The sequence below is a fragment of the Micromonospora sp. NPDC048843 genome (assembly GCF_040649965.1).
GTDB classification, from domain to species: Bacteria; Actinomycetota; Actinomycetes; order Mycobacteriales; family Micromonosporaceae; genus Micromonospora; species Micromonospora hortensis.
On sequence record NZ_JBEZGJ010000091.1, the window covers coordinates 17,493 to 29,441 of the forward strand.

The window sequence follows — 11,949 nt, forward strand, 5'->3', positions numbered from 1 at the left end:
GGCTCGCGAAACCAATGACCCGATTCCGGCGTACCGCAACCGCCGCTGCCGCCCTGGCGTTCACCGCCGCCGCCACCGCTGTGCTCGGCTTCGCCGGACCAGCGTCCGCGCACGTCACGGTGAACCCGAAGGAGGCGACCCAGGGTGGCTACGCCCGGGTGGCGTTCCGGGTGCCCAACGAGAGCGACACCGCGTCGACCACCAAGCTGGAGGTGGTGCTGCCGGAGAACGCCCCGGTCGGCTCGGTGTCGACGATGCCGGTGCCGGGCTGGACGGTCACCACGGAGAAGCGCAAGGTCGACCCGCCGATCGAGGTGCACGGCAGTCAGCTCACCGAAGCGGTCTCCAAGATCACCTGGACGGCCTCCGGTGACGCGGGGGTGAAGCCGGGTCAGTTCCAGGAGTTCCCCGTCTCGATGGGGCCGCTGCCGCAGGTCGACTCGATGGTCTTCAAGACCCTGCAGACCTACTCGGACGGCAACATCTCGCGGTGGATCGACGACCCGGCGCCGGGTGCCGAGGAGCCGGAGCACCCCGCCCCGGTGCTCACCCTGGCCGCCGCCGCGGCGCCGTCGGGTTCGGCCTCGCCGGCCGCAGCCGTCGCCTCGCCCGACGACGATGACGACGACGACGGCAACGGGCTCGCGGTCGGCCTCGGCGTGGCCGGACTCGTCGCCGGTCTGGCCGGCCTGGTGCTGGGCGGGCTGGCGTTCACGCGTACCCGCCGGGAGCCGGTCGCCAAGGCCTGACCCTGTTTCACCCGCTGGCCCGCCGGATCTTCCGGCGGGCCAGCGTGCTTTCCGGAGTCGATGCCCACCGTGCCGTGGATATCCCCTGATCAGACGGTGTACGTCGGTAAGGTCGGCCGGGTATTTGGCTACGGAGGGGGACGGTGCGGATGCGGTTCGTGCGGGTGATCGCCGGAGTGCTGCTGTTGGTAGTGGGAATTCCGGCGCTGTTCGCCGGTGGCGGGCTGTGGCTGGTGACCCGACACGCCGACGCTGGCGGGTCCTTCGCCGCCCGTTTCGAAACGGTCCGCACGCCCGGTCACGCGATCGTCGTCACCGACCTCGACCGGTTGCTGCGGCAGGAGGCGCCTTTCGCGCGTACCGCGCAGACCCGGCTACGCCTGGACGCCCGCACCACGGGTGGGCCGGCGTTCGTCGGACTGGCGCCCACCGCCGAGGTGCGTGGCTGGCTGGAGGCGGTACCGCACGCCACGGTCCGTCGGGTGGCGCTGGCCCGGGGTCCGCTGCCGGTCCGGCTCGATCCGGCCGGGCCGGCCGCCGACACCCCGGGCGTCGCGCCGGCCGACGGGCCGGTCACGCCGCTGGGCCGGCCCTTCTGGGTACGAGAGGGGATCGGCTCGCTGGAGTGGAGCGCTGACGACCTCGCCGGCGAACCCATGAGCCTGGTGGTGATGCGCCCCGACGGCGAGGAGGACCTGGTTCTGGACCTGCACGCCGAGTTGCGGGTCGGGTGGACCGGCCCGGCCACCTGGGGTCTGCTGACCGTCGGCGTGCTGCTGGTGGTGTGCGCGGCGCTGCTCCTGCTGCGGCCGCTACGGCCACGCGAGGTGATCTTCGTGGTCGAGCCGGATCAGGTGCCGGTGCTCGCCGGCCGGCTCGGGGTCACCTCGTTGAGTGGCCTGGGCCCCCGCCAACCCGATCCGACCCCGCCGTTGCCGGCACGACAACTCGCCCCGGTCGGCTCCGGAGCCCCGGACCCCGCCCGGTCGGCGATCGGCGCGGCCCGCGCGGCCACCCTCGCCGACCTGGACGAACCGGTCCGGCTGCCCCGCCCACCGGAGGTGACGCTGAGTCTCGCCTGGCCGCCGGCCGACGTGGACGAGCCCACTGCCCGGCCGGTCGCGGCCGCCCCTGGCGACGACAGGGCCCGTGGCGGACCGGTCGGGTGACGGCCCGGCCGGCGGTGGTGGGTGAGACGGCGAGTGGCCCTCCGCGCTGCCGACGCGGAGGGCCACCCTCACCGGGGGATCGGTGCTACCCGAGCGACGCTTGAGGTAGATGAGGACAGATTAGCCCCGAACATGGTTACTCGGGAGGTCTGTCCAATTGGTGCGATTTTCCGCACCGAGCCCCGAGCGCACCGGTAACGCCACCAGCAGCAGCAGGCTGAGCAGCACGTAGGTGTTCTGCACGACGAAGTCCACCGGGTCGTGAGTGCGGACCGGTCCCGCGCCCCAGGCCTGGAACGTCACCACGCCGTAGATGGTCACGGCGGTGATGCCCAGCGCGAGCCCGGCCAGCCACCGACGTCGGCGTGCCTCCTCCGGGCGGTTCGCGCTCAACGCCGCGTCGGCGAGCAGCACCACCGCCGGCACGAACCAGTAGATGTGGTGGGTCCAGGTGATCGGGCTCGCCAGGGAACCGACCAACCCGGTCAACGTCAGGCCGGTCAACACGTCGCCGGCCCGCGCCGCACGGGCGGCCCGCCACAGCCCGTAGCCGGCGACCGCGGCCACCAGCAGCAGCCAGAGCAGCCGGTCCGGCTTCTCCGGCTCGGTGAAGCGGCTGAGCAGGCCGAACAGCGACTGGTTGCCGACGATGTCGGTGCGTCCCACCCGCTCGGTGGTCCACAGCTCGTGCGTCCAGAACCGCCACGAGTCACGAGGGGCGATCGCCGCCGCGAGCAGGGTCGCCGCCGCCGCTGTCGCGCTCGCCACCGCCGCCGCCCGCCACCGTCGGGTGGCCAGCAGGTACACGATGAAGATGCCGGGAAAGAGCTTGAGCGCCGTCGCCAGCCCCACGCCCACCCCGGCCCAGCGCCGCGCCTGCGGCACCGCGAACAGTAGATCGGCCAGGATCAGCACGACCAGCAGCATGTTGATCTGGCCGAAGGTGATCGTCTCGCGGATGCTCTCCACCGCCAGCACCAGCAGTACGGCGGCGATCAGTGTGAACGTTCGGGGCAGGTCGTGTCGGGCGATCACCGGCGTCACCAGCCACCGGGTGGTCAGCACCACGGCCAGCACTGTGAGCGCCGTAAAGATCGCCACGGTGGCGCCGAGCCGCAACAGACCGAACGGCCACAGCAGCAGCGCGCTGAATGGTGGGTAGGTGAAGTACAACTCGCCCTGCACCCGGTCGGGCTGGACGTAGTCGTAGAGCGGGTGGCCGACGCGCCACCAGTCCATCGCGGACATGTAGATCTTGAGATCGAAGAAGTTGTGCACGAGGCCTGGCAGGTAGAGCGCTGGCAGCACAGCGCCGAGGGCCACCACCGCGACCAGACGACGGACCGTACGGCCGCCGGGATCGTCTTCGGTGACGGCGGGCGGTGCGACGGGTTCTGCTGGCACCCCGAAACCCTAGCGGTCCGGTCCGCCGAGAGCGCGCAGCCGCGGGGCGTGGGCTGCGCGTAGGCTGTCCCGGTGGCTGATCTCCTCGTCTGGATCGACTGTGAGATGACTGGGTTGGACCTCGGCAGGGACAAACTGATCGAGGTTGCGGCACTGGTCACCGATCCCGACCTCAACGTGCTCGGTGACGGTGTCGACGTGGTCATCCACGCCGACGAGGCGGCACTGGAGGGGATGCCGGAGATCGTGCAGACAATGCACGCCAAGTCCGGCCTCACCGAGGAGGTCCGTCGTTCGGCGGTCACCCTCGCCGAGGCCGAAGACCTGGTCCTGGACTACGTGCGCACCTTCGTCAAGGACCCGCGTACGGCGCCGCTCTGCGGCAACTCGATCGCCACCGACCGGGGCTTCATCGCCCGGGACATGCCGCGCCTCGACGCGCACCTGCACTACCGGATGATCGACGTGTCGTCGATCAAGGAACTCTGCCGCCGCTGGTACCCCCGCGTGTACTTCGGCCAGCCGCAGAAGGGTCTCGCGCACCGGGCGCTGGCCGACATCCGGGAGAGCATCCGGGAGCTGGAGTACTACCGGCGCACCGTCTTCGTTCCGCTGCCCGGCCCGGATGTCGAGACCGCCAAGGCCATCGCCGCCGAACTCTGACCACGCCGGCTCGTCCCGGGGAGCAGGGAACCCGCTGGACGAGGTGCGTTGCGGTGTGGCTATTATTGGTCCGCACCCCGCCCGGAGCGATCGACCGGGCGACGGCGGCATGGTGGCTGTAGCTCAGTTGGCAGAGCACCGGGTTGTGGTCCCGGTTGTCGGGGGTTCAATTCCCCTCAGTCACCCCACTGGTTTCACCACTCAGGCCCCCTCCTCGGAGAGGGCCTGAGTCGTTGTCGGGGCGAGACAGGGCCTACGCGAAAGCCCCCTCCGAGGAGGGGGCTTTCGTCGGCTGGCTCAGGCGGTGGGCGTGGGGGACGGGGTGACCGCCCCGTCCGGGGTCGGGGTGGCGGCGTCCGGGTCGGCCGGAGGCTCGTACGGAAGGGCGCTGCCCTTGACGTACTCGTCCCAGCTCATGTTCCAGTCGGTCCAGCCGTTGCCGTTCTGGAGCTTGCGCTCGGTGCCCTTGACCGTGATCGGGTCGCCGATCTGGGTGTTCTTGAAGAGCCAGTCGCCGTTGGCCATCGACACGTTCACGCAGCCGTGCGACACGTTCGTGGTGCCCTGCTGCCCCTCGGACCAGGGTGCCGCGTGGATGAACTCCCCGCCCCAGGTGAGGCGCTGCGCGAAGTCAATCTTGGTGCGGTAGCCCTCCTCCGGGCCCAGTTCCTCGAACGTGTCGAAGACCGTCTTGCGCAGCTTCTCGATCACGACCATGGTGCCGCTGGACGACGGGGTGCTCTTCTTGCCCAGGCTGACCGGGATGGTCTTGATCACGGCGCCGTTGCGGGTCACCGTCATCCGCTTGGTCTTGTTGTCCACGGTCATGACCACCGCCGCGCCGATCTTGACGTCCACCGAGAGGTCGGCGCGGCCGTACCAACCCGCGCCCATCGGCAGGCCACCGGCCTGCACCCGGTAGGAGACCTTGCTGTTCGGCTTCCAGAACTCCTTCGGCCGGTACCGGATCTCGGTGGGGCTGACCCAGTGCCAGATCCCCTCCTGCGCCGGGGTCGAGGTGACGGTCATCCTGCGCTGCACGTCGTCGCGGTAGTCCTCCGGGACGGCCCGGCTGAACTTCACGATCAGCGGCATGCCCACCCCGACCACCTGGTTGTCACCGAGGAAGCTGCTCACCCGTACCTGGTTGCCGGGCTTGGCCATCGTGGTGAAGGTGCTCGTCGCGGTGGCCGGCCGTCCGTCGTCGCCCTTGGCGGTCACTGTGGCCGTGTAGCTCGTGCCGTAGGCCAGCGCGCCGGTCGGCAGCCACGACTTGCCGTCCTTGGCGAGGGCGCCCTCGACCACCTTGCCGGCGGCGTCCTTCAGCTCGACAGCGGTCTCCACGGCGTCCTTCGTGGTGAAGGTGACGCCGGTGGACGCCGGCACGTCCTTGGCGTCGGCCGCCGGCTCGCTGATCGTCGCGGCGGCCTTCGGCGCCGGGTTCTCGCCGCCGCCGTGCCACGAGGACGGCTTGCCGCCGTCGCCGTCGGTGCAGGCCGAGGTGAAGGCCAGCGCTACGGCGAGAAGCCCCGCCGCGAACACGCGGCGTCGCCCACCGGGCCTGATCAGCTGGTCCTGGCTAGCTCGCATGAATTCCCTCACAGTTGTGGTCGCTGCCCCATCGTCTCTTACTGACGCGCCAGAGCCGGCCCCGGTTGCCGAGGGTGAACCGAAACACGCCATCAATAGTGCCCGAATCCTGCTACTATCCGGCGTTTCGTGAGCCTGGTTCGTCTCCGTGTCGGGAGCGCGGGGGTCGCCGCGCTGTCATCGAGCGGCGGGACTGCAAGGGTACGCCGGCCCGGCCAACGGCCGAGCCGGCGCAACGAGGCCAACGGCTCAGACCGCCGGGCCGGCCCCACCACTGGGCACCGGCAACGCGCTGCCCTTGATGAACTCCGACCAGCTCAGGCTCCACGCCGTCCAACCGTTACCGGCGGCGATCCTGCGCTCGGTGCCCTTGATCGTGATCGGGTCACCGATCCGGGTCTTGCCGAACAACCACCTGGCGTTCGCCATCGACACGTTCACGCAGCCGTGCGAGACGTTCTGCCGCCCCTGCACGTGCTCCGACCAGGGCGCGGCGTGGATGTACTCGCCACCCCAGGTGAGCCGCTGGGCGAACTGGATGTCGGTCACGTAGCGGTTGGCCGGATCCGGGTCGTCGCGGGTGTCGAAGACAGTGGCTTCCTTCTTCTCCATCACCACCATCGTGCCGCTCGACGACGGTGTGCTCTTCTTGCCCAGGCTCACCGGAATCGTGCGCACCGGCGCGCCGTTCTCGTACACGGTCATCTTCTTGTTGGCGTTGTCGACCTTCATCTCGAACGACCGGCCGATCTTGGCGGTGGCCTTGCGGTCGATGTCGCCGTACTTGCCGTTGCTCAGCGGCACCCCCGCCAGCGCGATCCGCACGGTGATGGTGGTGCCCGGCTTCCAGTACTCCGGTGCCCGGTAGTAGGCCTGCGTGCCATTGCTGACCCAGTGCCACGCCCCCGGCTGCGGCGGGTCGGTCTGGACGAACATCCGCTTCTGCACCGCCGCCCGGTCCTTCTTCGGGATACCCGGGTGGAACTCGGTGACCACCGGCATGGCCACCCCGTAACTCTTGTCGTCGAAGAGGTACAGGCCCGACCCGATTGTCGACTTCGGCTTGGCCATCGTGGTGAAGCTGCTGGTGCCCTGGCTGCTCGTGCCGTCCGACGCGCTCGCCGTCACAGTGGCCGTGTAGCGGGTGCCCCACTTCAGCGGAGCTGACGGCACCCAGGCCGAGCCATCGGTACGCAGCTTGCCCTCGATAGAGCCGCCGCCGTCCGCCGTCAGGGTGACAGCGGACACCTTCCCGCCGTCCGGGAGCTTCGCGCTGATCTCCGTGCTCACCGGCCTGTTCTTCGTGCCGTTCGCCGGGCTCAGCGTGAGCGCCGGCCCACTCGGTGTGCTCGGTGTCGAAGGTGCGGCTGAGCCAGGGGTGGCGCTCACGTCCGAGGACGCCCCGCCAACGAATTCCGGCTTCTTCTCGCCGCCGCCGCATCCGGTCAGTGCCAGCGACGCCGCCAGAGTCAGGGCGCCCACCACCGCCCCGGCTCGCGTGAACCGTGCCATGCCCACCTCTGTTCTCGCGTACCTGGCGGACATCGTGCCGCATCACCGCCGCAACCCACGCCCCGATCTTGGCGGCGGTGGCCGGTTTGGGGCTTTTTGCCGGCAAAGCTCGACCGAAGGGGGGACCCGGGCAACCAAATTGGAGCCCGTGTTGGAGGGGTGCTAATGTTCTCTCCGTTGCCGATGAGCGCCGCTAGCTCAACTGGCAGAGCAGCGGACTCTTAATCCGCGGGTTCGGGGTTCGAGTCCCTGGCGGCGCACCAACGATGAGGGTCCTGACCTGGCAGATTTGTGCCGGTCAGGGCCTTTTTCGCGTACGCCGGTGCGACGAGGCCCGACGCCGGTGGCTCGACACCGTCGTGGCAGGTCAGCTGGAGGACCGCCTCGGGAGTAACAGCTCCTCGTGATCGAGTTCACGTTCCAGAACGCGGAGCTCCTCGTCCGGCAGTCGGCCGGAGTCGCGCCAGCGCACGAGTTCCTCGCGCTGTGCGTCGATCGCTGTCCGGCGGATACGAAGCGCCGCTTCATACGCCGGTGAGGTGGGCAGCTCGGATGATCCACTCTGCTCCAGCAGGTCCAGCCGCCCGCGGTAGCGCGCCAATCGGGCCAGCAACTGCGTACGGGTGGTGTTGACGGACACCGCGCTGTCCGGCTCCACCGCGGCAACCTCGTCGAGGCGGGCCAGGGCGGCCTCGACCGCCGCAGAGCGGGCCTCGTTGCGGACGCGGGCCTGGTCGGCTTCGTTGGCGCGCAGGCCCAGCATTCGCACGAGCGGCGCGAACGTCAGGCCCTGCCCGACGAGTGTCACCAGGACGACCACGAAGGTGCAGAACAGCAGGAGGTCACGGTCGGGAAAGGGCGCGCCGCTGTTTGTGGTCAGCGGCAGGGTGAAGATCGCGGCCAGGCTGATCACCCCACGGGTGCCGGACCAGCTCAGTGCCACCACCTCACGGGAGGTGAGTCGGCGGGCGTTACGGTCAGCGCGCTCGATCTGCCGGGCGCTCCAGGGTTCGTCGGGATCGTCCTGCTCGGAGATGCCGCCCAGCCGGGTGTGCAGCGACCGGGGGAGGGACTGGGTCATCACCAGCCACGCGGGGCGCAGCAGGAGCACCACGCCCACCGATACCGCGACGGCGATGACGATGGTCGACGTCTCGTACTGACGCAGGCCCTTGACGACCTCGGGAAGCTGCTGGCCGATGAGCAGGAAGACGAAGCCTTCGAGGAGGAAGTCGACCAACCGCCACACCGCGCTGGTCTGCAGCCGGGCGGCGCCCGAGGTGAGCTGAGGCGTCTTATGGCCAACGATCAGCCCGGCGATCACCACGGCGAGCACCCCGGAGACGTGCAGTTCCTCGCCCAACAGGTAGGCCACGAACGGTGTCGCGAGCGAGATGGCATTCGACAACAGCGGGTCCGCGGTGAACGGTCGGGCCAGACGTACCAGCCACGCCACTGCCGCTCCCACGGCGACCCCGCCGACCGCTGCCAGCACGAACTGACCAACTGCGGACGGGAACGAGAACTCACCACCCACCGCGGCGGCCACCGCGACGCTGAGCATGGTCAGCGCGGTGGCGTCGTTGAGCAGCCCTTCGCCCTGAATGATCGTGACCATCTTCGGTGGCAGGTTCACTCGGCGGCCAACCGCCAGGGCGGCCACCGGGTCGGGCGGCGCGATGGCGGCGCCGACCGCGATCCCGGCAGCGAGCGTCGCCCCGGCGACGAACAGGTGGAACCCGATACCGACCAGCACCCCGGTGAGGAGCACCAGCAGCACGGACAGGCTGACCACGATGCGGAGGTTCCGGCGGATGTCCAACAGCGAGGAGTCCAGTGCGGCGCTGTAGAGCAACGGTGGCAGCACGATCATGAGCACAAGCTCGGGATCCAGGCCGACGTTGGGGCCGGGGAGCAGCGCGTACGCGATGCCGATGAGCGGTAGAAGCGCCGCGGCCGGCAGACCGGTGCGGGCCGCCACCCACCGCACGACGACGATGACCGCGACAGCGGCGAGCACGAACAACAACATCGAATGGGTGCTCACCTGGCTACTTCCCCCTGGAGCGGCGCGAGGTTCCTCGGATCCACCGCGGGCTCGCGGCCGAGCCGGCCGTTCGGCGCTGTTGGCGCCGGTCAGCGCCCCAGGCAGTAGTAACGAGCGTACCCGCTTGATCAACCGGACCTGGCCGACCGCAGCTTTCACGGCGACGGCGTCGGCGCTGCCGCCAGCCTCACCACTGTGGAATTCGGTACGACCACAACTCCGATCCTGGCCCGGGTACGCCCGCACGACGGTGACACGTCCGCCCCGGTGACGCTCTCCGCTCGGTGGCCGCCTCGGGGAACCGTCCAGCCTGCTGCTAACGTCTCGTCCCGTTGTCAGCGAGCGCCGCTAGCTCAACTGGCAGAGCAGCGGACTCTTAATCCGCGGGTTCGGGGTTCGAGTCCCTGGCGGCGCACCAACGATATTCGGGGGGCACGACCAATCGGTCATGCCCCCCGAATCGCGTTGTCCGGCGGGGCGACGCGGATCACGAGTGGACCACGACGTCCGAGCGCCCACACGATGAGCGCGAAGCAGCAGAGCGCCGTTCCCGCGACGGTGACCGCTGTCCAGCCGCCCGCGGACCAGAGCGCCGTCGCGGCGGCGGAGCCGATGGCGGCGCCGACGAAGTTGCAGGTGGCCAGTGCGGTGTTGAGCCGGCTCCGGGCCTCGTGAGAGAGGGCGAACAGCCGCGCCCGGTTGAGTAGTGCCTGCGTCTGGAGGGCGACGTCGAGCATGACGATCACGATGATGACGAGGACGACGGACCGTACGGCGAACGCCGCGACGACGAATGCCGTGAGGGCCAGTACCCAGGCCGCGCCGGTGGCCGGAAGCGACCAGCCGCGATCGTGCAGCCGTCCGCCGCGCAGGCCGGAGAGGACGCCAGCGAGGCCGGCCAACCCGAACAACCCGATCACCGCCACCGGGTACCGGAACGGCGGGCCGCTGAGGAGGAACGTCAGCGCCGTCCAGAACAGCGAGAACGCGGCGAATCCGCTGGCGGCCAGGACCAGCGTCCATCGGACCGCCCGCTCGCGTACGACCACCGCGCCGACCGAGGCGATGAGCTGCGCGTAGGGCATGCGCGTGCGCGGTGGCAGCTGTGGAATCGCGCGGTAGAGCACGATCGCGAGCAGGACGGCGAAGACCGCGGCGAGGGCGAAGATCGTCCGCCACCCGGCGGCGTCGGCGACGAGGCCGCTGATCGTGCGGGAGGCCAGGATTCCGGTGAGGGTCCCGGATCCGACGACGCCGACGATCCGACCGCGCTGGGCGTCGCCGGCAAGGTCTCCGGCGAGCGGGGTGAGGATCTGCCCGGAAATCGTCGTCACGCCGAGCACGCCGAGCGCGAGGATGAGTACGCCGATCGACGGCGCCAGCGCACACAGCAGCAGTGCGGCAGCCGAGGTCAGCAGCATGATCGGGACGAACCGGCGGCGGTCCAGGACGTCACCGAGCGGCACGAGCAGCAGCACGCCTACGGCGTACCCGAGCTGCGTCGCGGTGACCAACCAGCCGGCCGTCGCGGTCGTGACGCGTAGATCGCCCGCGATGAAGCCGAGCAGTGGCTGGGCCCAGTACAGGTTGCCGACTGCCACTCCCGCCGCCAACGCGAGAAGGAACGTCAGCCGGCGGCTCATCCCTGACGGCGGTGCCATGCGGGGTGCTGCCACCCTGCCACGCTACGGCGCGGGCCAAGCGTGCGCCTCGACGAGGCCTGAGCGTGCAGGATCGGCTCCGTGGCGATCAGGAGCCGCCTGCCGTACGCGGCGCGTACATGATCAGGGCGACGCCGATCAGGCAGATGCCGGCGCCGATGATGTCCCACCGGTCGGGCCGGAACTTGTCGACGATCACGCCCCAGGCAAGGGATCCGGCGACGAACACGCCGCCGTAGGCGGCGAGGATGCGCCCGAAGTTCGGGTCGGGTTGGAAGGTGGCGACGAATCCGTACGCGCCGAGGGCGATGACTCCGGCGGCGATCCACCACAGGCCGCGGTGCTCGCGCCAGCCCTGCCAGATCAGCCACGCCCCGCCGATCTCGAACAGGGCGGCGACGACGAACAGCAGGACAGAGCGGACAACTGTCATCCGTGGACCGTACCGATGTGCTCCGGACCCCGATCACGCCGGTGACCTCGTCGAACAGGAGCCTCCTGGAGCGATGGTGGCGAAGGGGATGGGGCAGCACGGTTGGCCGGCACACTCGACGAGGTCGTCGCAGCCGGCCTCCACCGCAACGCGCAGTGTGCCGGCGATGATCTGCAAATCAGCGAGCGCCAGAGCTAGGCGGCCCTGTCACCGATGGGTCGCGAGTGCCGGAAGGCGCTCAGCAGGGCCGAGGCCAGCGCAGCCACCAGCAGGACCCTCACCACGTTGAACAGCACCATGTCGCCGGTGGAGTGGGGCGGGAAGATGTCCTTGACGAGCCAGCCGACGCCCGTCCCAGCCCCAGGCAGACGTGCATCAACGCCCGCAGGCGCGGCTGGGGCTGAGGGCGGCCGAAGATCCGGGGCACCGTCGTGCCGCCACGGCTCCGGCGGATCAGCACAGTGGCGAAAGCCAGGTTGGCTGCGGCGGCGATGACCGCCAAGACCACGTCCACGGATCCCATGACACCGAACGCTATCGGGTAGAGGCTCGTTGCAAAGATCAGCGGATTGGGTGGTCGACGTCGTTGTCGACGCTTTTCTCCGGAGCATCGCTGACCGTCATGTGGATCTGGCGGATCCGGACTGACAGACAGCGTTGCCGGCGCCCGGAAGGCGCCGGCAACGTGTGCCTCAGTTGGCGTGGGTCAGGCGGGTGGTGA

At 69.9% G+C, this 11,949-nt stretch carries 8 protein-coding genes, 3 tRNA genes and 1 pseudogene; 6 read left to right on the top strand and 6 right to left on the bottom strand.

Features of this window, described 5'->3' with window-relative positions; all coding sequences use genetic code 11:
• Positions 1–14: 14 nt before the first annotated feature.
• Complete coding sequence (locus AB0C20_RS21185; protein ID WP_238691197.1) at positions 15–749, top strand: YcnI family protein; 735 nt, start codon at positions 15–17, stop codon at positions 747–749.
• Positions 750–1,441: 692 nt separating this feature from the next.
• Positions 1,442–1,714, top strand: a pseudogene (locus tag AB0C20_RS21190) (hypothetical protein); the annotation flags it as partial.
• A 324-nt stretch (positions 1,715–2,038) separates the two neighbouring features.
• Here AB0C20_RS21190 and AB0C20_RS21195 read toward each other — a convergent pair.
• On the bottom strand, positions 2,039–3,322 hold the full coding sequence (locus tag AB0C20_RS21195) for a glycosyltransferase 87 family protein (RefSeq protein WP_357184520.1): 1,284 nt from the start codon (positions 3,320–3,322) through the stop codon (positions 2,039–2,041).
• Between the two features lie 72 nt (positions 3,323–3,394).
• On the opposite strand from AB0C20_RS21195, the gene orn reads away from it, so the two are divergent.
• Both orn and AB0C20_RS21205 read left to right on the top strand, forming a co-directional pair.
• A complete protein-coding gene (gene orn, locus AB0C20_RS21200; protein ID WP_091393455.1) occupies positions 3,395–3,985 on the top strand; it encodes an oligoribonuclease in 591 nt (196 codons plus the stop codon).
• Between the two features lie 112 nt (positions 3,986–4,097).
• A tRNA-His gene (locus tag AB0C20_RS21205) sits at positions 4,098–4,173 on the top strand.
• A gap of 109 nt (positions 4,174–4,282) precedes the next feature.
• On the opposite strand, the gene AB0C20_RS21210 is transcribed toward AB0C20_RS21205, so the two are convergent.
• Together AB0C20_RS21210 and AB0C20_RS21215 are read right to left on the bottom strand one after the other, a co-directional pair.
• Entirely contained in the window at positions 4,283–5,575 is a 1,293-nt protein-coding gene (locus AB0C20_RS21210) for an Ig-like domain-containing protein (RefSeq protein WP_357568574.1), read from the bottom strand.
• Positions 5,576–5,824: 249 nt separating this feature from the next.
• On the bottom strand, positions 5,825–7,087 hold the full coding sequence (locus tag AB0C20_RS21215; RefSeq protein ID WP_357568575.1) for an Ig-like domain-containing protein: 1,263 nt from the start codon (positions 7,085–7,087) through the stop codon (positions 5,825–5,827).
• A gap of 187 nt (positions 7,088–7,274) precedes the next feature.
• Between AB0C20_RS21215 and AB0C20_RS21220 the strand changes: the two genes are divergently transcribed.
• A tRNA-Lys gene (locus AB0C20_RS21220) sits at positions 7,275–7,350 on the top strand.
• 104 nt (positions 7,351–7,454) lie between these two features.
• On the opposite strand, the gene AB0C20_RS21225 is transcribed toward AB0C20_RS21220, so the two are convergent.
• The gene (locus AB0C20_RS21225; protein WP_357568577.1) at positions 7,455–9,119 is read right to left on the bottom strand and encodes a Na+/H+ antiporter; all 1,665 of its coding nucleotides are present in this window, start codon (positions 9,117–9,119) and stop codon (positions 7,455–7,457) included.
• A gap of 357 nt (positions 9,120–9,476) precedes the next feature.
• Here AB0C20_RS21225 and AB0C20_RS21230 point away from each other — a divergent pair.
• Positions 9,477–9,552: transfer RNA gene (locus tag AB0C20_RS21230), tRNA-Lys, on the top strand.
• Between the two features lie 28 nt (positions 9,553–9,580).
• Here the strand turns inward: AB0C20_RS21230 and AB0C20_RS21235 are convergent.
• Positions 9,581–10,810: an MFS transporter gene (locus AB0C20_RS21235; protein WP_357568576.1), complete on the bottom strand. Its 1,230-nt coding sequence runs from the start codon at positions 10,808–10,810 to the stop codon at positions 9,581–9,583.
• 73 nt (positions 10,811–10,883) lie between these two features.
• The gene (locus AB0C20_RS21240) at positions 10,884–11,228 is read right to left on the bottom strand and encodes a YnfA family protein (RefSeq protein ID WP_357184535.1); all 345 of its coding nucleotides are present in this window, start codon (positions 11,226–11,228) and stop codon (positions 10,884–10,886) included.
• Positions 11,229–11,949: the final 721 nt, after the last annotated feature.

Excerpts from the sequence above, each read along its gene's own strand:
- AB0C20_RS21240 (WP_357184535.1), bottom strand. The coding sequence starts at position 11,228 with ATGACAGTTGTCCGCTCTGTCCTGCTGTTCGTCGTCGCCGCCCTGTTC.
- AB0C20_RS21225 (WP_357568577.1), bottom strand. The coding sequence starts at position 9,119 with ATGTTGTTGTTCGTGCTCGCCGCTGTCGCGGTCATCGTCGTCGTGCGG.
- AB0C20_RS21215 (WP_357568575.1), bottom strand. The coding sequence starts at position 7,087 with ATGGCACGGTTCACGCGAGCCGGGGCGGTGGTGGGCGCCCTGACTCTG.
- AB0C20_RS21185 (WP_238691197.1), top strand. The coding sequence starts at position 15 with ATGACCCGATTCCGGCGTACCGCAACCGCCGCTGCCGCCCTGGCGTTC.
- AB0C20_RS21210 (WP_357568574.1), bottom strand. The coding sequence starts at position 5,575 with ATGCGAGCTAGCCAGGACCAGCTGATCAGGCCCGGTGGGCGACGCCGC.